This is a genomic window from Allobosea sp. LC85 (assembly GCF_000735605.1).
Classification (GTDB): Bacteria; Pseudomonadota; Alphaproteobacteria; order Rhizobiales; family Beijerinckiaceae; genus Allobosea.
Window position 1 is genome coordinate 509,301 of record NZ_JPKG01000006.1, and the last position, 20,414, is coordinate 529,714.

17 protein-coding genes are annotated in these 20,414 nt (G+C 64.0%); 13 read left to right on the plus strand and 4 right to left on the minus strand.

The genetic code is table 11. The features are described from left to right. Positions 1–171: 171 nt before the first annotated feature. Genes FG93_RS03430 through FG93_RS03445 form a run of 4 tightly spaced genes read left to right on the plus strand, consistent with a single transcriptional unit; the run spans position 172 to position 4,783 of the window. On the plus strand, positions 172–1,686 hold the full coding sequence (locus FG93_RS03430) for an ABC transporter substrate-binding protein (RefSeq protein WP_152579279.1): 1,515 nt from the start codon (positions 172–174) through the stop codon (positions 1,684–1,686). A 31-nt stretch (positions 1,687–1,717) separates the two neighbouring features. Next, positions 1,718–2,659 carry an ABC transporter permease gene (locus FG93_RS03435; protein WP_043231624.1) on the plus strand — a complete coding sequence of 314 codons (942 nt, stop codon included), beginning with the start codon at positions 1,718–1,720 and terminating at the stop codon, positions 2,657–2,659. Then, the gene (locus FG93_RS03440; RefSeq protein ID WP_081881269.1) at positions 2,656–3,522 is read left to right on the plus strand and encodes an ABC transporter permease; all 867 of its coding nucleotides are present in this window, start codon (positions 2,656–2,658) and stop codon (positions 3,520–3,522) included. Before FG93_RS03435 ends, FG93_RS03440 begins: the two co-directional genes overlap by 4 nt. Before the next feature lie 13 nt (positions 3,523–3,535). After that, complete coding sequence (locus FG93_RS03445) at positions 3,536–4,783, plus strand: Gfo/Idh/MocA family protein (RefSeq protein WP_043231964.1); 1,248 nt, start codon at positions 3,536–3,538, stop codon at positions 4,781–4,783. A 57-nt stretch (positions 4,784–4,840) separates the two neighbouring features. On the opposite strand, the gene FG93_RS03450 is transcribed toward FG93_RS03445, so the two are convergent. Further along, entirely contained in the window at positions 4,841–6,130 is a 1,290-nt protein-coding gene (locus tag FG93_RS03450; RefSeq protein ID WP_043231626.1) for an extracellular solute-binding protein, read from the minus strand. Between the two features lie 86 nt (positions 6,131–6,216). On the opposite strand from FG93_RS03450, the gene FG93_RS03455 reads away from it, so the two are divergent. Next, positions 6,217–7,083: an MBL fold metallo-hydrolase gene (locus FG93_RS03455; RefSeq protein WP_161783766.1), complete on the plus strand. Its 867-nt coding sequence runs from the start codon at positions 6,217–6,219 to the stop codon at positions 7,081–7,083. A gap of 47 nt (positions 7,084–7,130) precedes the next feature. Here FG93_RS03455 and FG93_RS03460 read toward each other — a convergent pair whose 3' ends face one another. Further along, positions 7,131–8,387 carry an ROK family transcriptional regulator gene (locus tag FG93_RS03460; protein ID WP_052513309.1) on the minus strand — a complete coding sequence of 419 codons (1,257 nt, stop codon included), beginning with the start codon at positions 8,385–8,387 and terminating at the stop codon, positions 7,131–7,133. Between the two features lie 148 nt (positions 8,388–8,535). On the opposite strand from FG93_RS03460, the gene FG93_RS03465 reads away from it, so the two are divergent. From FG93_RS03465 to FG93_RS03480, 4 genes are read left to right on the plus strand one after another with little or no spacing between them, the layout of a single operon-like run. Then, positions 8,536–9,432 (plus strand): carbohydrate ABC transporter permease, encoded by an 897-nt coding sequence (locus tag FG93_RS03465; RefSeq protein ID WP_210165822.1) that lies wholly within the window; start codon positions 8,536–8,538, stop codon positions 9,430–9,432. Further along, positions 9,429–10,295: a carbohydrate ABC transporter permease gene (locus FG93_RS03470; RefSeq protein WP_043231630.1), complete on the plus strand. Its 867-nt coding sequence runs from the start codon at positions 9,429–9,431 to the stop codon at positions 10,293–10,295. The genes FG93_RS03465 and FG93_RS03470 overlap by 4 nt, the downstream gene beginning before the upstream one ends. Positions 10,296–10,302: 7 nt before the next feature. Next, positions 10,303–11,832 (plus strand): argininosuccinate lyase, encoded by a 1,530-nt coding sequence (gene argH / locus FG93_RS03475; protein WP_052513310.1) that lies wholly within the window; start codon positions 10,303–10,305, stop codon positions 11,830–11,832. Between the two features lie 4 nt (positions 11,833–11,836). Then, positions 11,837–12,946 carry an ABC transporter ATP-binding protein gene (locus tag FG93_RS03480; protein WP_043231632.1) on the plus strand — a complete coding sequence of 370 codons (1,110 nt, stop codon included), beginning with the start codon at positions 11,837–11,839 and terminating at the stop codon, positions 12,944–12,946. Between the two features lie 6 nt (positions 12,947–12,952). Here FG93_RS03480 and FG93_RS03485 read toward each other — a convergent pair whose 3' ends face one another. After that, positions 12,953–13,528, minus strand: coding sequence for a hypothetical protein (locus FG93_RS03485; RefSeq protein WP_043231974.1), 576 nt, complete (start codon positions 13,526–13,528; stop codon positions 12,953–12,955). 42 nt (positions 13,529–13,570) lie between these two features. Here FG93_RS03485 and FG93_RS03490 point away from each other — a divergent pair, with 42 nt between their 5' ends. Continuing rightward, positions 13,571–14,056 (plus strand): hypothetical protein, encoded by a 486-nt coding sequence (locus FG93_RS03490; protein WP_043231634.1) that lies wholly within the window; start codon positions 13,571–13,573, stop codon positions 14,054–14,056. Here the strand turns inward: FG93_RS03490 and FG93_RS31015 are convergent. Then, positions 14,041–14,754, minus strand: coding sequence for a transposase (locus tag FG93_RS31015; protein ID WP_052513311.1), 714 nt, complete (start codon positions 14,752–14,754; stop codon positions 14,041–14,043). The two genes, FG93_RS03490 and FG93_RS31015, sit on opposite strands and share 16 nt — an antisense overlap. 598 nt (positions 14,755–15,352) lie before the next feature. On the opposite strand from FG93_RS31015, the gene FG93_RS03500 reads away from it, so the two are divergent. From FG93_RS03500 to FG93_RS03510, 3 genes are all read left to right on the plus strand, one after another. Next, positions 15,353–16,171 (plus strand): hypothetical protein, encoded by an 819-nt coding sequence (locus FG93_RS03500; protein ID WP_043231636.1) that lies wholly within the window; start codon positions 15,353–15,355, stop codon positions 16,169–16,171. Positions 16,172–16,323: 152 nt separating this feature from the next. After that, positions 16,324–18,318: a hypothetical protein gene (locus FG93_RS03505; RefSeq protein WP_043231639.1), complete on the plus strand. Its 1,995-nt coding sequence runs from the start codon at positions 16,324–16,326 to the stop codon at positions 18,316–18,318. A gap of 26 nt (positions 18,319–18,344) precedes the next feature. Beyond that, entirely contained in the window at positions 18,345–20,408 is a 2,064-nt protein-coding gene (locus tag FG93_RS03510) for a type I secretion system permease/ATPase (RefSeq protein WP_081881270.1), read from the plus strand. The last annotated feature ends 6 nt before the right edge of the window (positions 20,409–20,414 follow it).

Consider the following 20,414-nt stretch of genomic DNA (forward strand, 5'->3'; position numbering starts at 1 on the left):
AATCTCGCACATGCAAAATACGCCTAAATCCTCTCGCCAAGCGGCATTGTTCGTCAAGTATCTTTACAAACTCATGAGTGCGTGCATGCATTCCTGTCAGCATCACGCTCAGGACGGCGCCACCTCGGCTACGGCCGGTGACGAGACAGCTCGGGAGGCTGGATCATGCGAATGACAAGACCACTGGTTTTTGCCGCCGCGCTCACAGCAAGTCTGGCAGGGGCTGCATTCGCCGCTTCGGCCCAGGGCACCAATCTGCGCGTGGGCATCCAGGATGACCCCGATGCGCTCGACCCGGCGACGAGCGGGACCTATGCCGGCCGCTTCGTGTTCGCGGCGATGTGCGACAAGCTCGTCGACATTGCGCCTGATCTGACGATCGCACCGCAGCTCGCCCAGAGCTGGGAATGGGCGCCGGACCAGAAGGCGATCACCTTCAAGCTCCGCCCAGGCGTGAAATTCCACGACGGCACCGCCTTCGATGCCGAGGCCGTGAAATTCAACATCGAGCGCATGCTGACGATAAAGGATTCTCGGCGGAAGGCCGAGCTTTCCGCGGTGGCCGGCGTCGAGGTCTTGGCCCCCGATCAGGTGCGCCTGACGCTCAAGGAGCCTTTCGCCCCCCTGCTCTCCGTGCTCAGCGACCGCGCCGGCATGATGGTTTCGCCTGCAGCCGGCGCGAAGGAGGATTTCGCCAATGCGCCCGTCTGCGCCGGCCCCTACAAGTTCGTCGAGCGCAAGGCGCGCGACCTGATCAAGCTGACAAAGTTTGCGGATTACTGGGACGCCGCCAATTACGGCTATGACAGCGTGGCCTATTATTACGTGCCGGATTCGACGGTTCGCCTGTCACGCGTGCGAGCCGGCGATCTCGATCTCGTCGAGCGCATCGCACCGACCGATCTCAAGACCGTGCGCGACGACAAGAACCTCAAGCTGCACGGCGCACCCGGCCTCGCCGTCTCGCATCTGATGGTCAATCTCGGCGCGGGCGACAAGGCCAACGGCCCCCTCGCCAAGGATGCTCGGCTCCGCAAGGCCTTCGAGCTCTCGCTCGACCGCGCCATCATCAACCGCGTCGCATTCAACGGTGAGTATACCGCCGACAACCAGATGATCCCACCTTCCGACCCGTTCTATTCGAAGGCGCATCCGGTTCCAGCCCGTGACGTCGCCGCGGCCAAGGCCCTGATGGCACAGGCCGGCGCGACCAGCGTGCCTGTCGAGATCACCTTCGAGAACGCCCTGACGGATGCGCGCGTCGCGCAGATCGTGCAGTCCATGGCCAAGGAGGCCGGCTTCGACGTCAAGCTGCTGCCGCTCGAGACGGCGAGCGCGATCCAGCGCTATCTCGCGGGCAATTTCGAGGTCTATATCGGCAACTGGAGCGGGCGAGGTGACCCGGACCCGACCCTCTATGCCTTCTTCTCCTGCGCTGGCGGGCAGAATTTCAATAAATACTGCAACCGCGATCTCGAAGCCGTCCTGAACACCGCCCGAGCCGAGGGGGACACCAGCAAGCGCAAGGCGCTCTACGAGAAGGCCACCGGCATCTATCTCGCCGACCTGCCCAGCATCCCGCTCTATCATCCGAACTGGTTCTTCGCGGCGCGCGCCAATGTCGGCGGCCTCAGCGTGTACCCTGATGGGCTGCTGCGGCTGAAGGGCGTCAAGCCGGCGCCGTGAGGCACATGCGGACGGCCGGAAGGCGCGCGGAATGATCAGCTTCCTGGCGGGGCGCCTGGCCGTCGCAGTGCCGACGCTGCTGCTGGTCTCGATCATGGTGTTCGGGCTGCAGAAGCTGCTGCCCGGCGATCCCGCGCTCGCGCTCGCCGGCGAGGATCGCAGCCCGGAGATCATCGCCTTCCTGCGCGCCAAGTACCAGTTCGACCAGCCGCTGCCGGTGCAGTACTGGAGCTGGCTGAGCGCCTTCGTGCAGGGCGATTTCGGTCTCTCGATCCGGACCCGGCTGCCGATCGGCACGATGATCGCCGAGAAGCTGCCGGTCACCATCGAACTCGCGACGCTCTCGATGCTGATGGCGGTCGCGATTGGCATCCCGGCCGGAATTATCGCCGCCCTGTGGCGCGGCTCGGCGCTCGACCACACCGTCAGCCTGTTCGGCCTCGCCGGCCTCTCGATCCCAAGCTTCTGGCTCGGGATCATGCTGATCCTGCTGTTCTCAGTCTCGCTCGGCTGGCTGCCGTCGGGCGGCTATGTCCCCTTCTTCGAGGATCCGCTCGGCAACCTGAAGACGATGGCCATGCCGAGCCTCGTGCTCGGTGCCGCCTCCGGCGCCATCATCATGCGCCATACCCGCAGCTCGATGTTGACCGTACTGAAGCAGGATTTCGTCCGCACAGCACGCGCCAAGGGCCTGAGCGAGCACGTCGTCGTGGTCCGCCATGCGCTCCGTAACGGGTTGATCCCGGTCGTCACCCTCGGCACCCTGCAATTCGGGCAGCTCCTTTCGGGCGCCGTGCTGACGGAACAGGTCTTCGGCATTCCTGGCTTCGGCAAGATGATCGTCGACGGCGTGTTCAGCCGCGACTACGCCGTGGTCCAGGCCGTGGTGATGTGTGCCGCCGGTTTCTTCCTGCTGATGAGCCTTCTCGCCGACATCGCCTATGCGGCGCTCAATCCGAAGCTGCGCGGATGAGCCAGGTCGAGATCATCGCCACGTCCGCTCCAATGCGAATCCGCACGGGCTGGGGACGCCTGCTGCGCGAACCCTCGGCGCTGATCGGCGGCAGCATCGTGCTCCTCTTCGTGCTGATGGCCATCTTCGCACCCTTTGTCGCCCCCTACGATCCTAACGCCTCGGATTGGTCGGCGATCCGGCTCGGTCCGACGCTCGCCCACCCCTTCGGCACCGACGATCTCGGCCGCGACGTGCTGTCACGCATCATCTTCGGAGCGAGGGCCTCGCTCGCGGCCGGCTTTCTCTCGGTGGCGATCGCGCTCGCCTTCGGCGTGCCCTTCGGGCTGATCGCCGGTTATTTCGGTGGTGTCGCCGACGTCGTGATCTCGCGTTTGACCGACGCATTGCTCGCCTGCCCGTTCCTGGTGCTGGCGATCGCGCTTGCCGCCTTTCTCGGCCCGAGCCTGCAGAACGCGATGATTGCCATCGGCATCTCGGCCATGCCGATCTTCGTGCGGCTCGCACGTGGGCAGACCCTGATCGTGCGGGAAGAGGACTATGTCAGTGCCGTGGTCTCGCTCGGCGCCTCGCATCGCAAGGTCATCATCTCGCATATCCTGCCCAACATCATGCCGCCGCTCGTCGTGCAGGCGACGCTGACCACGGCGATCGCGGTGCTGGCGGAGGCGAGCCTGGCCTTTCTCGGGCTTGGCCAGGCGCCACCCGATCCGTCCTGGGGCAGCATGCTCGACGCCGCTCGGCAATTCCTGGTGGAGGCCCCCTGGATGGCGATCTGGCCCGGGCTGGCGATCGTCGTCGTGGTGATCGGCTTCAACCTGCTGGGCGATGCGCTCAATGACGTTCTCAACCCGCGCGACTGATCACGAGGTGGCCATGCCCGATCACTCCCTGCTTCCCACCCTGCGGATCGGCTTCGTCGGCTCCGGCTTCATCGCGCATTTCCATCTGACTGCGCTGATGGGCGTCCGCAATGTCGCGGTCACCGGCGTCTACTCGCCGCGCGCGGAACGCCGCGAGGCCCTCGCGACCCGGGCAAACGAGCTCGATCTCGGCCCCTGCAAGGCATTCGCCAGCCTGGAGGCCATGCTGACCTCAGACGAGATCGACGCGATCTGGCTGTTGAGCCCGAACCACACGCGCGTCGAGACGATGCACGAGATCCATGCTGCAGTGACATCCGGCCGGTCTCGCCTGCGCGCCATCGCCTGCGAGAAGCCGCTGGGCCGGACGCTGCGCGAGGCGCGCGAGATGCTGAGGCTCGCCGAGGATGCCAGGCTGCTGCACGGCTATCTTGAGAACCAACTGTTCTCGACGGCGGTGCAGCGCGGGCGCGAGATCATCTGGCGTCGCGCCGTACCCGGCGCCGGACGGCCCTATATCGCGCGCGCCGCCGAGGAACATAGCGGCCCGCACGAGCCCTGGTTCTGGCAAGGCGAAAAGCAAGGCGGCGGCGTGCTCTCGGACATGATGTGCCACAGCGTCGAGGTCGCCCGCCATCTGCTGACCGCGCCGGGCGAGCCGCGCGATGCCCTGACGCTGGTCTCGGCCAATGCCACGGTCGCCACGCTGAAATGGAGCCGGCCGGCTTATGTCAAGCAACTCAAGGCCGGGATGGGCCCCGAGGTCGACTATGCCAAGCGCCCGTCGGAGGATTTTGCGCGCGGGCTGATCACCCTGCGGGATCCCGACGGCAATGAGGTGATGATCGAAGCGACGACGTCATGGGCCTATGTCGGGCCTGGGCTCCGGATCACGCTCGAACTGCTGGGGCCGGAATATGCGATGGAGTTCAGCTCGCTGAACACCGGGCTGAAGGTCTTCATCTCGCGCGCGGTGAGCGGTGCAAGCGGCGAAGACCTGGTCGAGAAGCAGAATGCCGAGCACGGCCTGATGCCGGTGCTGGAGGACGAGGCTGGCGTCTATGGCTACACGCTGGAGAACCGGCATTTCGTCGAGGCGTTCCGGCGCGGCACGATGCCTGAGGAGACCTTTGCCGATGGCGTCGCCGTCGTGCACATGCTGATGGCGCTCTACCGCTCGGCAGAACTCGGCCGGACCGTGAATTTTGCTGATGAGGATCTGGACGAGTACGTGCCGGTCGTCGCGCGGCCCGCAGCCTGAGATCGTCGCCGCCACCCGGTCTCCCGGGCGGCGGCGACGTTGGACCAAGGCTTGGGCTCAGGCCTTGTAGTAGTCGTTGATCAGCTTCTGCTCGGCAGCGGCAGCCTCCTTCAGGGCCGCGAGCGGATCCTGGTTCTGCAGCAGCACGCGGTCGAGCATGTCCTGGAAGATCTGGCCCTGAGCCTCTTCCGCCACGAAATCGGTGGCATGGGCATATTTGAGGCCAGCCAGCATCGGGCCGGAGAGCGGATCGGCCAGATTCTTGGCGCTCAGCGCGACCTCAGGTTTGGCCGGCAGCTCGCCGGTCTTTTCGAACCAAAGCTGCATCGCCTCATTGGTGGTGATGAAGGCGAGGAACTTGAGCGCCGCGTCGCGCTTCGCTCCGGTCGCGCTCGACGCCAGGCCATTGACCCAATAGGAGGCGTAATTGCTGGCGATACCGTTATGGGTCGGCATTTCTGCGACGCCCCAATCAAAGCCGCGCGCACTTTTGAAGGTGCCGAGGCGGAACGAACCATCGACATGCTGCGCCGCCTTGCCGGCCTTGAAGGCCGCCTGGCTCTCGGAGAGGAAGCCCGCCGCAGCGACCTTATGCTTGCGCTGCAGATCGGTGTACCAGCCGAAGGACGCGGCCCCCGCCTCGTTGGCGTAGGTCACGGTGCGGCCATCGTCGGAGTAGGGCTTGCCGCCGAACTGGCGCAGCAGGATCTCGCGCCACCAATGGTAGTCCTGCGAGGGGATGCCGATGGTCGCGCCGGCCGTGGTGATGTTGCCGCGCGAGTCGCGCTCAGTGACGGCCAGTGCGTTCTTCAGCATGTCGTCGAGCGTCACCGGCGGCTTGCCGCCGGACGCACCCGGCTTGCTCAGCAGCGTCGTGTTGTAGAACAGGCCGAGGCTGCGCACCGCGGTCGGAAGCGCCCAATATCCCTCGTTCGTCCGCATCATCCGGACGAACTCGAAATAGTTCTTGTCGATATCGGCAACCTTGAAATGCTCGGCCGGCAGCGGCTGGATCAGCTTCGACTTGGCGTATTCGCGCATCCAACCGAAGAAGAGCTGCAGGACATCGGGCCCCTCGCCCGCCGGCACGGCAGCCGCCGTCTTGGTCCGGTACTGGGCATAGGGGAAATGCGTGTGCTTGACCTTGATGCCCGGATTGGCAGCCTCGAACTGCTGGATGAGCGCATCCATCGCCTCGACGCGTTCCTTGAAGAAGTACTGCCAGTACTCGATCTGCACGGTCTGGGCGCGAAGCACACTGGGCGCCGCCACGGTCAGGCCCGCCGCAGCGGCCCCGGTCGCGAAGCTGCGCCGGCTGAGCCGGAAGCCCTGGTTGTCTGTCGTCATGGTCTACTCTCCCTTGTTGTCGCTGATGAAGGATGGCAGGCGTGGAACAGGCGGGCGCTGGCCCGCATCTGTGGCTGGAGACCGAAATGCGGCGACTGGACCTCGACGGCGCGACGCTGTTTGCGCTGACCGATGCCGCGCCCGCGCCGGCTGCATCGAACTATGCGTTTCCCGAAGCCGATTTCGCGGCGCATCCTGAACTGACGGCCCGCTGGTTCCCCGACGACACGTTCCACACGCGTTTCGGCGTCTTCGCGCTGCTCTGCCTCGATGGCCGCATCATCATGGTCGATGCCGGCCTCGGTCCCGGCCCCGACCCCTATTTCAATGGTCTCGGCGGCCGCCTGCCGGAGGAGTTCGAGGCTGCCGGGCTCGATCCGAACGCAGTCTCGCTCGTGGTCTTCAGCCATTTCCATCTCGACCATGTCGGCTGGGCACTCGACGAGACGGGCGCCCCCCGCTTCAGCCATGCGCGCTATCTCGCGCCGGCAGCCGAGATCGCGCATTGGCAGGCTCAGGGCGAGGAAGCAGCTCTGCCGCATCATGTCGCCGCCTACCGGCGCAGCATCGCGCCGATCATCGAGAGCCGCCGGCTTGAGGCCGCGGAGGCCGGACTGCCGATCTTCAGCAGTGGCACAATCACCGCCTCGCTCCTGCCCGCACCCGGCCATACCGCCGGCCATCACGCAATCCTGATAGAAGGTGCGGGCCGCCCCGTCCTGATCGCCGGAGACAGCTGGCACAACCCAGCCCAGATCGCGGTTCCCGACTGGTGCCATCGCGCCGACCGCGACCAGGGTTTGGCGCGACAGAGCCGCAGTGCCCTGGCGGAACGTGCGGCCAAAACCGGGGCGATCGTTGCCGCCGGGCATTTCATCGAGTCCGAGGCCTTCGGCCGGATCGCGGAAGACGAGGCGACAGGCGCCCTCGCCTACCAACCACTCCACGGGTAGGCCGGTTGGTTCGATCTCCACCGAGGGACAAGCCGGCACCATAGCCTTCAGCTCCCCGCCGCCAGATCGCGCCTGCCATTCGCCCGGGATTTTCCAAGCTCCGCTGCTCTTGCCGTCCGTGCCGGTTTCGGCAGTTTTGCCGCGCGCGGATGCGGGGTCAGGCCACTGAACAAGGGCAAGGTCGCGCCGCCGAGCGCCGGCGAATTGCGGCCGGCGCGCCCAGTCAGCAAGCGCGGCTGGTGACGACCCTCGCGCTGGCTGACGGAGGCCGGTAGCGGCGCGATGGCCTGCATCAGGGCAGCCAGAACCGGCTCCGGCACCTGCCCACCAATCACAATGGTCTCGGGATCGAGCAGGTTCTCGATATTCGCGATCGCGATGCGCAAATGGCGTGCGGCCTCCGTGATCCAGCATTCGACGATCGCCTCGTGACCTTCGAAGAGCCGTTCAACCGCACAATTGTCGGCATCCCCGACCCCGGCCTCGCCCAGCATCTGGCGCAGCGCATGCAGCGAAGCCCGCGCTTCCAGCGTCACAAGCCCGCCCCGATCAGGGTCATGGCCGACGATCATCCGGCCAATCTCGCCGGCATTGCCGAAGGCGCCGGTCACCGGCTGTCCCTCGATGAAAAGCCCGCCACCGATGCCTTCGGCGAGATAGAGATAGACGAAGCTGCGCAGGTCGCGCGCAACTCCATGCAGATGCTCGCCGATTGCCGCAGCCGTCGCGTCGTTGCCGACGATGACCGGCAGGTTCAATCCCACCGAGAAGGCTTCGCGAAACGGAAGCCGCGACCAGGCTGCCATGGCGAGCGGGTCCTGTTCGCTCTCGGCGACGTCACCGAACGGCCCCGGCAGGGCGATGCCGACGCCCCAGAGCCGGGCCCGCGCGATGCGGCCTTGCTCGACCAGTTCGGCAACCAGCGCAATCAGGCTCGGGAGGGCGAGATCAGGGCGGCGCGTATCGCAATCGAGGCTGTGCTCGGCCCGGACATGGGCGCCGAGATCAACCAGGATGCCGGTCATCCGGCCGGGCTCGACCTGCACACCGACGGCAAAGCCGCCATCCAGCGCCAGCGCGAGGTCGATCGGCGGCTGGCCGCGCGCTGAGGCGCGCCGTCCGACGATGCTCACCAGCCCTTCGCGGCAAAGCTCGTCGGTGACGGTCGAGACGGTCTGGGCCGAGAGCCCGGTCGCCTCGGCGATCTCCGCACGCGAGGCTGCACCGGAACGCCGCAACGCTTCGATCACCACGCGGCGATGATGGCCGCGGCGATCGAACGGGGCGAGACCGGATACGCTCATGTGCGGCGCGAACCTTCCGACGGAAATGCAGAGCCTGTGGGCCTGGCGCGAAGCGGGGCTTGCATCATGTCGCCGGCTTCGTATTAAATCAACGGACTTGATTTAATCGGATAACTCAAAGCGGGGACGCCGGAACGGGATGGGAAGAATGCGGGGCTATGCGGGATTGACGATCGAGACGAAGCAGGCGCTCACGGCCTGGGCGTTCCTTGCCGTGCCGATCGTGTTCTTCGCAGTGATCCGCTTCTATCCAGCGCTGGAATCGTTCGGCATCGCCTTCATGCAGTGGAACCTGCTCTCGAAGCCGGTCTTCATCGGGCTCGACAATTTCCGGAAGATGCTGGGCGATCCGGTGTTCTGGCTCGCCTTCAAGAACACGTTCGTCTACCTCATGGTCGGCACGCCGCTCAGCCTGCTCCTGTCCTTCGTCATTGCCTATTATCTCGACCAGGTCCGCTTCGCGCATGGCCTGATCCGGGCCTGCTATTTCATCCCGCACCTGACGACGACGGTGGCGATGGCCTGGGTCTGGCGCTGGTTCTACCAGCCGCCACCGATCGGACTGCTCAACAACATGCTGAACGCTGTAGGGCTCGATGCGCAGCCCTTCCTGCGCTCGACGACGCAGGCGCTCTATGCCGTACTGACGCCGGCGATCTGGGCCGGGCTCGGCTTCCAGATCGTGCTGTTCATGGCTGGCTTGCGTGCCATCCCGTCGAGCTATTACGAGGCGGCGCGGATCGACGGCGCGGGCAAATGGATGATCCTGCGCCAGATCACCCTGCCCCTGCTGAAGCCCACCATCGTCTTCCTGGTGGTGATCTCGTCGATCGGCTTCCTGCGCATCTTCGACACGGTCTACAACATGACCGACAACGGCGCCGGCGGGCCGCTGAACACCACCAAACCACTGGTGCTCTACATCTACGAGACCGCCTTCCGCTCCTATCAGATGGGCTATGCGGCGGCGCAGACATTGGTGCTGTTCGTGATCTTACTGACCGTCAGCCTCGTCCAACTCTGGCTGATGCGGGAGAAATCATGAGCACGGCAGCCTCCGCCGCTTCCCCGATGCCGAACTGGCGGCTGCAGCTCGCTGCTCGCCCCGGGCAGGTGCTCGCCTGGACGCTGCTCGCCATGGGCGCCATCGCGATGATGATGCCGCTGGTCTACATGGTCGCGACGTCGCTGAAGCTTTCCAACGAGGTCTATGAACTCAACATCATCCCGCGCGAACCGACCTTCGAGAATTACGTCTATATCTTCAAGAACACGCGCTTCGGCCTGTGGTTCATCAATTCGCTGGTGACGAGCTTCCTGGTCACCCTCTCGGTGCTCTTTTTCGATTCTCTGATCGGCTACACGCTCGCCAAGTTCAAGTTCCGCGGCCGCGAGGTGGTGTTCATCGCCATCCTGACGACGCTGATGATCCCGACCGAGATGCTGGTCGTACCCTGGTATCTAATGGCCAAGAACTTCGGCTGGCTGAACAGCTATTGGGGCATCATGTTTCCCGGGCTGATGACCGGCTTCGGCGTCTTCCTGATGCGGCAGTTCTTCGCCGGCGTGCCCGATGACTACATTCATGCCGCGCGCATCGACGGGCTCGGCGAATTTGCGATCTGGTGGAAGGTGGCCTTGCCGCTGGTGACGCCGGCACTGTCGGCCTTGGCGATCTTCACCTTCCTCGGCAATTGGACCGCTTTCCTCTGGCCGCTGATCGCCACCAATGACCGCGCGCTCTACACGCTGCCCGTTGGCCTTGCCTCCTTCTCCGGCGAGTTCCTGACCGATTGGGAGCTGATCATGGCCGGCGCCACCATCGCGACGCTGCCGACGCTCGTCGTCTTCGTCATCTTCCAGCGCTATATCATCCGCGGCGTCGTGCTCGCGGGCCTGAAAGGCTGATCCTCGCATGAACGCGCCTACGCCCGACGCCCATTCCGGCAGCGACGACCGTTTTCCGGCTCCGGTCTATGCCCGCACCGTGCTGGCGCCGGGCTTTGCCCATAGCCAGGCGCATCATCTCGCGCATCTCCTGCGCCTGCACCGCGCCCATGGCGTCATGCTGGCCGAGCAAAGCCTGCTGACCCGCACCGAAGCGGCAGCGATCTTTGGCGCTCTCGACATCGTGGAGCGTGAACTCACCGGAGCCGAACCGGCCGCCTATACCGGCGAGCACGAGGACCTGTTCTTCTTCATCGAGACCAAGCTCGCGGCACTGATCGGCAAGGACATCGCCGGGCGCCTGCATACCGGGCGCTCACGCAACGATATCGACCACACCCTGTTCAAGCTCGCGCTGCGCGAGCGGCTCGATGCGCTTGGCCTGCAGTTGCTCGACCTGATCGCAACGCTGATCCGGCGTTCGCGCGAGGAGGCTGGCACGCTGATCCTCGCCTATACCCACGGCCAGCCGGCCCAGCCCTCGACCTATGGGCACTATCTCGGCGCGGTGATCGAGGTGCTGCTGCGCGACGTGACCCGGCTGATGCAGGCGCGCGAGGTCGTCGACCTCAGCACGATGGGCGCGGCTGCCATCACCACGACCGGCTTCCCGCTCGACCGCGCCCGCGTCGCGAACCTGCTCGGCTTCCCCGGTTTCCTGCGCAACTCCTATGGCTGCATCGCCTCGAGCGACTATACCGCCGGCGTCTATTCGGCCCTGCGGGTGCTGGCGCTGAATCTCGGCCGCTTCGCGCAGGATCTCGCCTTCTGGACCTCGTTCGAGGTCGGGCAACTGCGCTTTTCCGACGGCTTCGTGCAGATCTCCTCGATCATGCCGCAGAAGCGCAATCCGGTTCCCGTCGAGCATCTGCGCCTGATGGCTTCGCTGACGGCGGGCAAATGCGACGCGGTGCTGCTCGCCCTGCACAACACGCCTTTTACCGACATGAATGACAACGAACACGAGGTACACGGCCAGGGCTACGAGGCGTTCATCATGGCCGAACGCGCGCTTGGCCTGCTCGGCGGGGTCTTCGCATCCGCCAAGGTCGACGAGAAGCGGGCGCGGGCCAATATCGAAGCTTCCTACGCCACGATCACCGAGCTCGCCGACACGCTGGTGCGCCGTGAAAAGCTGCCCTTCGCCATCACGCATCATGTCGCCGCTGCGATGGCAAAGCATCTGCAGGCGACCCGGCAGACCCTCGGCACGGTGCCCTATGCCGAGTTCGTCGCCTTGTTCCGTCAGGTCGTCGACCGCGACCCGGTGCTGACCGAGGCGGAGTTCCGCGAGGCCGTGACACCGGACTATTTCGTCTCGGTGCGGACCCTGCCCGGCGGACCGGCGCCTGCCGCGATCGCCGAAAGCCTCTCCCTCTACGAGGCGGAAACCGCACAGGCGCGAGAGCTGATTGCCCGCCACGCGGCACGTGACGGCGCAGCGGGCAAGACGCTGTCCGGCGCCATCGCCTCCTTCTCCGTGCCGAAGGGACTTTGAGCCGATGGCCAGCGTTTCGCTCAGCAAGGTCGTCAAGCGCTATGGCGATGTCGGCATTGTCCACGGCATCGACCTCGAGATCGCCGATGGCGAGTTCATCGTCGTGGTCGGCCCTTCCGGTTGCGGCAAGTCGACGACTCTCAGGATGATCGCCGGGCTCGAGAGCCTCAGCGACGGCACGATCTCGATAGCCGGGCGCGTTGTGAACACGCTGGAGCCCAAGGACCGGAACATCGCGATGGTGTTCCAGAACTATGCGCTCTATCCGCATATGACGGTGCACCGGAACATCGCCTTCGGGCTCTACGCCGCGAAACTGCCGAAGGCCGAGATCGACCGCAAGGTGCGCGAAGCGGCGGCCCTGCTCGGGCTGACCGACTTGCTCGAGCGCCGGCCGAATGCGCTCTCCGGCGGCCAACGCCAGCGCGTCGCCATGGGCCGCGCCATCGTGCGCGATCCCACCGTCTTCCTCTTCGACGAACCGCTCTCCAATCTCGATGCCCAGCTGCGCGGCCAGATGCGCACCGAGATCAAGCGGCTGCACCAGTCGATCGGCACCACCATCGTCTATGTGACGCATGACCAGATCGAGGCGATGACGCTCGCCGACAGAATCGTGATCATGCGCGACGGGCGGATCGAGCAGGTCGGCACGCCGCTCGACGTCTTCCACACGCCTGCGAGCGCCTTTGTCGCCGGCTTCATCGGTACGCCGACGATGAACCTGCTGGATGTCTCCGTGGCCCAGCAGAACGGAGCTCCCGCACTGGCACTGGAGCCCGGCGGCGCAGCTCTCACCCTCGCCCCTGACGCTGCCGCACGCCTCGGCAACCGCAGCAAGGTCCTGATGGGCCTGCGGCCCGACAATCTCTCGGTCGAGCCGGTTGATGCACCCGACGCCCGCTCCGCAGGGCGGCAGAAGCTCGACGCCACCGTGGTCGTGGCCGAACCGCTTGGCGTCACGACGCAGGTCATCGTCAAGCTGGCCGGCCGCGAAGTGGTCGGCATGGCGGATGGCCGCTTCGTGCCGGCGGCCGGAGCCGCAGTGAAACTCGCGTGCGACCTCGACCGGCTGCACCTGTTCGATGCGGAGACACGCCTGCGCCTTCCCTGAGCAAGGTCAGGACATGGCCACGCCGCGTTCGAGCTGCGGGAGGAGATCCCAGATCCGGCGGTTCAGCGCATAGAGTTCCTGCGTCGCCGCCGCGATCTCGTCGAGCCGTGCCTGATCGACGGGGCGGCGAGTGCCGAAACGCAACCTGCCTCGGGCTTCTTCCAGCTTCATGCTCTGCGTGTGGGTGATCGCCCCGTTCCCGTCGACGACGAAGGTGGCGTGATTGAGATCGTTGCGTAGCCGCGTCGCCGCTGAAAAGGCCTCGATGACCGCGTCGAGCTCGGCGCGCAGCGCCCTGTCCGCGATCCTGATCTTGGCGAGGCGCTGCGCCAGGTCGAGGCGCGCCCGCGTCGTGTTGAGCGTGGAAAAGACGATCGCTGCAGCCGCCTCGTCGGTGTCCAGCAACAGCATCAGCACATAGATGAACATGCTCTCATTGTTGGACCAGGCGAAATTGAGATCGCCTATCAACGACAGAAAGGCTACCCTTTGCTCGCCTGAGCGTTGCGCAGCCTGTTCCAGCGCGATGAAATCAGGACGGGGCGGCAGCGTGGATGGCCCGTTTCGGCTGCGCCTCGGCATGTCGTCCACCGCTCCTGAAGGCTCCGACACGGCAGAGCCAGCATGTTCGATCTTCTGAGAGCCCGGCCGGCGCGCAAGGCCGCCTATTCCGCCCTCGAACCGTTCGTTCTGAAGACTTCCGCGAATGGCGTCGGCCTGCAAGCGGGCGACTGGCTCCAGCCGCAGATCCTCGGCTTCCTGGCAACCCTGGTCACGCTGATCGTCGAACGCAAATGCGGCGAGTTGCAAACGCATGCGCTCGCCTCGGCCCAATCATCGGTGCTGAATGCGCTCACCGGGATCGGCCCGGAGCTGGTCGGCGAGGAAATTTGCCTTCTGAGCAGCCGCCGCGACCCGGCCTTCACGGCGGGATCGATGGGAGCGCTCGCCTTTCTGGAAGCCCTGGACGCCACCCGGCCATCGGCCGGCGAACTGGTGGGGGTGGACCCGATCGGCCCTCCTCCCAGCGAAGCCGGGAGCAAGACGCTGGACGAACTCTGGCACGACCATGTCGAACGTCATTTGCGCAGAGGTCAGTTCTTGGCCTGAGATACCGGCATGCCGAAACCGCCGAAGCCCGCGGTTCGGACTTGGCGCTGTGCCGGCTCGTCATCGAGCAGGCCGAGTTCGAGCTGAACTTCCGTCAACGCCTCGCCCGCCTCTTCCAGCCGCTCCGGCCGGGTTGCAAGGAGCCGCCGCAGCGCCTGAATGAATAGAGCGTCCGTTTCCGCGGTTCCGATGCCTTCCAGTGCGGCCATGAAGCGCTCGAAGCGCGCGACGCAGCTCGCGCTGCCCGGGCCACCATCCACCTGGCAGTCCAGGAACTCGCAACGCACGACCGTTTCGCCATGCTGCCATGGGGCGTAGCAGGCCACCTCGAGCGGAGAAACCGCGAGGCCGCTGACGATCTTCTGCTTCAGATGCCATGCCGTTCTGACGGACACGCCCAGGATCTGCGCCAGCCTCTGTGACCCCATCTTCTGCCGGGTCGCCGTCAGCAGGTAGAGGGCCTGGAGCCAGACATGCAGAGGCACATGGCTGTTGTGAAAGATCGTGCCGTTTCTGATCGTGAACGGCTTCCGGCAGGAATAGCATTTCCATGCGCCAATGGGGGTGCTCAGGCCGTTGAGCCGACCTAACCGGGAAGTCTCGCCGCAATGTGGGCAAAGCGGCCCGGAAGGCCAGACCATTCGTTCGAGCGACAGGTGGACGACGCGCTCGTTATGCAAGCGGATGGCGTTCGGCATAAGCGCACCTCCAACCCCAAAGCATGGTCCCAGATGGGTAAATGAAAGTCAATAAAGTCTCAGAATGGGTAATAATTCGATACATTGACGCCGCAAGGGCATAGTTGGATGTTTGCCACCCGGAGATAATGCACACAGCCACCGAGTTGTCACATTATTTCTGAGATATTTATTGATTTAGGCAGCAACAAAAAATTGCTCGCCAATGATACCTTTTACATTATGTAATTGTAATAAATATTATCTATTTATATCTATTTATAAATCTTAATTTTCTATGACTATAAATACCAAATCAATTTCTTATATTACGAGCCGATATCGAAATAGCATCATAGTTCAAGTAATTAATTACTTATCACGTAAACTCAAACCTCGGAGAAACAAACAGTGACTTAATTTCATACGCGGTTTCGGCTGTCACCAGCGCGGAATCACGAGGAACGTTCCTTGCGCAAATGGGCGGGACATTCACTCGATCGCAATGACCAATAATCAGCACTCATGGCATCCGACGCGAGTGGACCGACGCAACGCAGAAGAGATGCGGCGATCGACAGGCGGAAGGGTGCCTCTCCTTTTTTGACGGGGAAGCATCATGCCTATCAACTACCCAAATCAGAATCAGGCGCAGGCTCAGGCCGAGCTTCAGGCGCAGGCCCAGGCCGAGCTTCAGGCGCAGCTGCAGGGCCAGGCTCAAGGCCAGGGCCAAGGTCAGGGCCAGGGTCAGGGTCAGCATCAGGGCCAGTCGCAATATGCCGGGCAGTATGCCGGCCAGGCCGTTGATACCACCGTCTGGAACGACAACGGCAACCTGAACCTCAACGGCAACGGCAATCTGAACGCCAATGGCAACCTCAACGCCAACGGCAATGTGAACGTCAACGCGAACATCAACCATGTCGAGAACACGGTCGATAACTACGTGAATGTGAAGGTCGACCTCGACCTCAGCGGCGCCCTCACGTCGCCGTCGGATAATGATGCGATCGACATCGACTCGATCTACGGCCTCACCGACTCGATCGTCATGCCGGATGTCGTCTCGCAGACGACCTATAACGGCAACAACTTCAATATCGATCAGGTCAACAATCTGACCGACAACGATACGCTCCACGACCCGTCGGTCAGCTACAGCGCCGGCGGCCTCGATCCGTCCTCCTGTAACCCGTATTATGTCGCGGAAGCGGTCGGCGGCTTCTCGATGAGCGCGAGCGCTTCCGGCGGCACCGCCGAGACGCATGTCGGCGCTATCCACGGCGGCAATGACGGCTTTGCCGGTATCGGCGCGGCATCGGCCAATGTGTCGCTGACACAGGAAGCCTTCACCCAGCATATCGCGATGGGTGCGAACATCCAGTTCAACTCCGTCGATCATCTCACGGTGTCTGGCGGCGACCTCGGCGACCTCTGAGCGGTCGCAAGGCGCTCATCGAAGAGCGCAGCAACGGACGCGCGGGGGAAGCCCCGCGCGCTTCCTGCTCAGGGTTCGGTCCCCCACAGAACGCGCGCGGCGCGTGAAGCCCCTCTCGACCGGTTCCGCCGGGCGCGACCGAGGAGTGCATCATGAATACCGGTGGCTTCACTGAAACCATATGGCATTTCGCCGGCTATCTTCGCATTTTCCAGGACGAGGCACGCGAACGTGAGATCTATGCTGGCGATCCGGCCCAACCGATCCCCGACGAAGACAGCGACGGCTATCATGAGCGCGTACGTCCCGCCGTTTTCGAGGAAACCGTTTCGCAGCCCGTGATCTTTCGCCCTCAGCCATTGTCGGACACGTCACGTGCCTTGCAGCATCCGACGCTTGCCTCCCCCTCCCAACCGGCCAAGATCATGCCGGCGTCCCCACTGCCGGCGAAGCGGCTCGATCCTCAAAGCTCCGATCTCGATTACGGCTATGGCTATCGCGTCGTGCAGGGCGAGAAGCTCATCTCCGTCACCTATCAGGACGGCGGGACCGAAACGCTTCTCTCGCTTCATCAGGTCAATCACGCCAGCGACCGCGACCTCCTGACATCCGACGCGATCCGCTATCCCGATGGCACGATCGTCGTGCCTCCCGAACTTCATCTCAATGGCGTCATGGACGCCATGCTGCTCCAGGCGGAGCAGGCGGTCCCCGCCGGAGTTCCCGACATTCGGAACGGCGGCACTTCCGACATCATCGAGGCATTCGAAAGTCGCGATGCGCGGTGGGTCGAGACCGGAACGCCGACCCCAGACGGCACTCCCGTCTCGCATGCCCCCGATGGCCGCTTCGTCGACGGCTCCTCAAGCTCCAGCGACCCGCCGGTGCCGAGCACGGTTCAGATCGCGCCCTGGCGCCCCGCGGAGAATGCCCCCCCGGACCATGCCGAGAAGCAGATCACAACGGTCGAGCCGACCGGCGGAGTGGCTACGATTGCAGAGACGGGTCTGAACACACAGATCAACGCCGCGATCATCCTGGATGCCAATGAAGCTCCTGGATCGATGATCGTTGGGGGCGACTACTTCTTCAGCCGAGGCATCGTGCAGGTGAATGTCCTTGTCGACAGTGATCATGTCGACGTTGCGATCTCCGGCGCGCTGAAGCCGGCGATACAGACCCACGACAACGCGGTTCACAACATCGCGGAGTTCACCACGCATCTGGTGGCCTCCGAACCCAATGGTGCCGCTGCGACGCCAGCCTGGTTCGTCGACATCTTGCCAGGCAATTTCTACGACGTGAAATCGATCGTTCAGTTCAATGGCCTGGACGACAGCGACCGCATCGTCCAGGCGGAAAGCGGCACCTACTTCGAGGTCAAGAGCGGAGAAAACAGCCAAATCAATTTGGCAAAAATCTCGGGCCTCGACAGCTATGACATCATCATCATTGGCGGTGACTATCATCGCGCCGATTGGATCTACCAGTACAACATCGTCCTGGACTCAGACATCGCCAAGGTCTTCACCACTGGCGACACAGACGACAGTACCTCGCTCACGGCAGGGTTCAATCGGCTGAGCAACATCGCCAGCATCACGACCTATGACAGCGTGGCTTTCAAGCCGATGCTGAACGCGCATCACAATCTGCTGGGCGCACTCGATGATCGTTTCACGATCCTTACTCCGAATGCCGAATGGGATCTGAACGGCAACAGGTCCGGTACGCTGCACGTCCTCTATATCCCCGGCGACTATTACGACGTGAACGTCATCACCCAGGTCAACATGCTGACGGATGCCGATCAGGTCATCCAGGCGAGCGCCCATGCGGGCACCACCCAAGGCGTCGCGACCGGCGGAAACATTGCGCTGAACGAAGCCCACATCATCGATCCCGGTACGCTCTCGGCCTCGAAATACCTTGGCGGCGACGCCTACGAGGAGAGCATGCTGATCCAGGTCAACATGATCACCGATAGCGACACGATCATCATCCACGACACGCGCACATTGGTGCCTGAGCTCGTCGCCTTCGCCCAGGACGCCGATTCGCACCCCGGATCAGACTCCCAGGAGTCGCGACCAGTCATACCCGATCCCGCCCAGCACGATCACCTCACCTCCAACATCATGTGTTGAGGCCAGCACGCGTCCGAGGGCTCTCCATGACCGACGAAGCCAAACCAGCCGCGCCTTCAAACCGTCCAGACGAGATCAGGTTGCCCGGAGCCACGACGCTCGGGAGCGCCATGGACAGGCCCCCGCCTCCTCTCGCGCTGGTCGCCAATTCAAACAACCGACTGGCCGGTGAGGATAGTCCGGCCCCAGCCGTGCAAGCCCCGCTGCGCGCCGAGGCGAAGTACGGCGCGTCTCCCGCCGGCGGCGTCACCAATCTGCGCCCTGTCGGAGGCGCTGGCAGCCCACAAGGCACGACGACATCGAACGGTCCTGGGGGCGGCAAGGGCGGAACCGGCGGTGGCGGAGGTGGCGGTGGCGGCAGATCGCCGCTCGAACAGCGCCTCGGGGATCGCGATTTCCAGCAGGTCCTCGGCAAGGGCCTCGCGGAGGCGCGCCACAACCTGATGATTGTCGGGATCTTCTCGATCGTCGTGAACACGCTGGTGTTGGCCGTCCCAATCTACCTGTTCCAGATGTCGGACCGGGTGCTGACAAGCCGCAGTCTCGATACGCTCGTCATGCTCTCGGTCATTGTGATGGTCGCGATCCTGGCCCATGTCCTGCTCGACATGATGCGCCGCTTCATCCTGATGCGGGTTGCCGTGGATGTCGAAAGCCGGCTCGGCGGCCCCGTGCTGAGCGCCGCCGCGAAGGCTGCCCAGACCGGCTCGAACCGGGAGTTCCAGACTCTCGCCGACCTTCAGCAGATCCGGAGCTTCCTGACCGGGCCGGTCATCCTGACGATGCTCGATGCGCCGACCGCACCGATCTACCTGTTCGCGGTCTATCTGATCCATCCGCATCTCGGCTACATCGTGACGGTAGCCGCCATGATCCTGTTCGTGGTCGCCTATTTCAACCAGAAGCTGACGGCCGTTCCCTTTGCAAGGTCGAGCGCCTTCTCGACGCGGGCCAATCTGCAGTCGGAAGCGATGTCGCGGAATTCCCAGGTCATCAACGCCATGGGCATGATCCCGGAGGGTGTGCTGATCTGGGGTCGCGAGACGGCGGAATCGCTGAAGGCGCAGGTCAGTGCGCAAGACCGCAACATCATGATGACCGGGCTGTCGAAGTTCTTCCGCCTCGGCACGCAGATCGCCATGCTCGGCTGGGGAGCCTGGCTCTCCCTGGAGGGATCCCTCACGGGCGGCATGGTCATCGCGTCATCTGTGGTCGCGGGCCGCGCGCTGGCCCCGCTCGAAGGCACGATCGAGGGCTGGCGCAGCTTCATCCATGCTCGCGCGGCCTATTCGCGGGTGCAGGCCCTGTTGCAGGCCTCCCCCCTCAATCTCGATCGGCTAAAGCTGCCAAGCCCCAAAGGCCGCCTCGATGTCGAGCGCATCCTGTATGTCCCGCCGCCGAACAAGAAGGTCATCCTCAACGGCATCAGCTTCAGCCTCGAGCCCGGCGACTCGCTCGCCATCGTCGGCGCCTCGGGCAGCGGCAAGTCGACTCTTGCGCGCATGCTGGTCGGCTCGATTACCCCAACCGCCGGCACGGTGCGCCTCGACATGATGGAACAGCGCAACTGGGATCCGCGGCAATTCGGCGAGAACGTCGGCTACCTGCCCCAGGATACGCAACTCTTTCCGGCATCGATCAAGGCCAATATTGCCCGCATGCGCGACAATGCAACGGATGAGGAGGTGTTCGAGGCTGCCGAAATCGCCGATATCCACGAAATGATCGCGCAGTTCGCGCATGGCTACGAGACGCAGATCGGCATCGACGGCAGCCCTCTATCGGGCGGCCAGAAGCAGCGACTGGGGCTCGCGCGCGCTTTTTTCGGAAATCCGAGATTGGTCGTGCTCGACGAACCCAACTCCAATCTTGACACGATCGGCGAGGTCGCGCTGGCGCGGGCCCTCGAACGGGCCAAGGCGCGCGGCATGACCGTGGTCGCAGTGACGCAGCGCCCCGCCCTGCTGCGCAGCGTCGACAAGATCATGATGATCAAGGACGGCGCCCTGCAGGCGATTGGCGCGCGCGACGAGATCCTGCCGCTGATCGTCGGGCATCGCAGCATCGACAACGCGCCGCAGCCAAACTGAATTCCA

What these genes read in the sequence shown, in the direction of transcription:
- FG93_RS03430 (WP_152579279.1), top strand. Translation starts at nt 172, where the DNA reads ATGACAAGACCACTGGTTTTTGCCGCCGCGCTCACAGCAAGTCTGGCA.
- FG93_RS03435 (WP_043231624.1), top strand. Translation starts at nt 1,718, where the DNA reads ATGATCAGCTTCCTGGCGGGGCGCCTGGCCGTCGCAGTGCCGACGCTG.
- FG93_RS03440 (WP_081881269.1), top strand. Translation starts at nt 2,656, where the DNA reads ATGAGCCAGGTCGAGATCATCGCCACGTCCGCTCCAATGCGAATCCGC.
- FG93_RS03445 (WP_043231964.1), top strand. Translation starts at nt 3,536, where the DNA reads ATGCCCGATCACTCCCTGCTTCCCACCCTGCGGATCGGCTTCGTCGGC.
- FG93_RS03450 (WP_043231626.1), bottom strand. Translation starts at nt 6,130, where the DNA reads ATGACGACAGACAACCAGGGCTTCCGGCTCAGCCGGCGCAGCTTCGCG.
- FG93_RS03455 (WP_161783766.1), top strand. Translation starts at nt 6,217, where the DNA reads ATGCGGCGACTGGACCTCGACGGCGCGACGCTGTTTGCGCTGACCGAT.
- FG93_RS03460 (WP_052513309.1), bottom strand. Translation starts at nt 8,387, where the DNA reads ATGAGCGTATCCGGTCTCGCCCCGTTCGATCGCCGCGGCCATCATCGC.
- FG93_RS03465 (WP_210165822.1), top strand. Translation starts at nt 8,536, where the DNA reads ATGCGGGGCTATGCGGGATTGACGATCGAGACGAAGCAGGCGCTCACG.
- FG93_RS03470 (WP_043231630.1), top strand. Translation starts at nt 9,429, where the DNA reads ATGAGCACGGCAGCCTCCGCCGCTTCCCCGATGCCGAACTGGCGGCTG.
- argH (WP_052513310.1), top strand. Translation starts at nt 10,303, where the DNA reads ATGAACGCGCCTACGCCCGACGCCCATTCCGGCAGCGACGACCGTTTT.
- FG93_RS03480 (WP_043231632.1), top strand. Translation starts at nt 11,837, where the DNA reads ATGGCCAGCGTTTCGCTCAGCAAGGTCGTCAAGCGCTATGGCGATGTC.
- FG93_RS03485 (WP_043231974.1), bottom strand. Translation starts at nt 13,528, where the DNA reads ATGCCGAGGCGCAGCCGAAACGGGCCATCCACGCTGCCGCCCCGTCCT.
- FG93_RS03490 (WP_043231634.1), top strand. Translation starts at nt 13,571, where the DNA reads ATGTTCGATCTTCTGAGAGCCCGGCCGGCGCGCAAGGCCGCCTATTCC.
- FG93_RS31015 (WP_052513311.1), bottom strand. Translation starts at nt 14,754, where the DNA reads ATGCCGAACGCCATCCGCTTGCATAACGAGCGCGTCGTCCACCTGTCG.
- FG93_RS03500 (WP_043231636.1), top strand. Translation starts at nt 15,353, where the DNA reads ATGCCTATCAACTACCCAAATCAGAATCAGGCGCAGGCTCAGGCCGAG.
- FG93_RS03505 (WP_043231639.1), top strand. Translation starts at nt 16,324, where the DNA reads ATGAATACCGGTGGCTTCACTGAAACCATATGGCATTTCGCCGGCTAT.
- FG93_RS03510 (WP_081881270.1), top strand. Translation starts at nt 18,345, where the DNA reads ATGACCGACGAAGCCAAACCAGCCGCGCCTTCAAACCGTCCAGACGAG.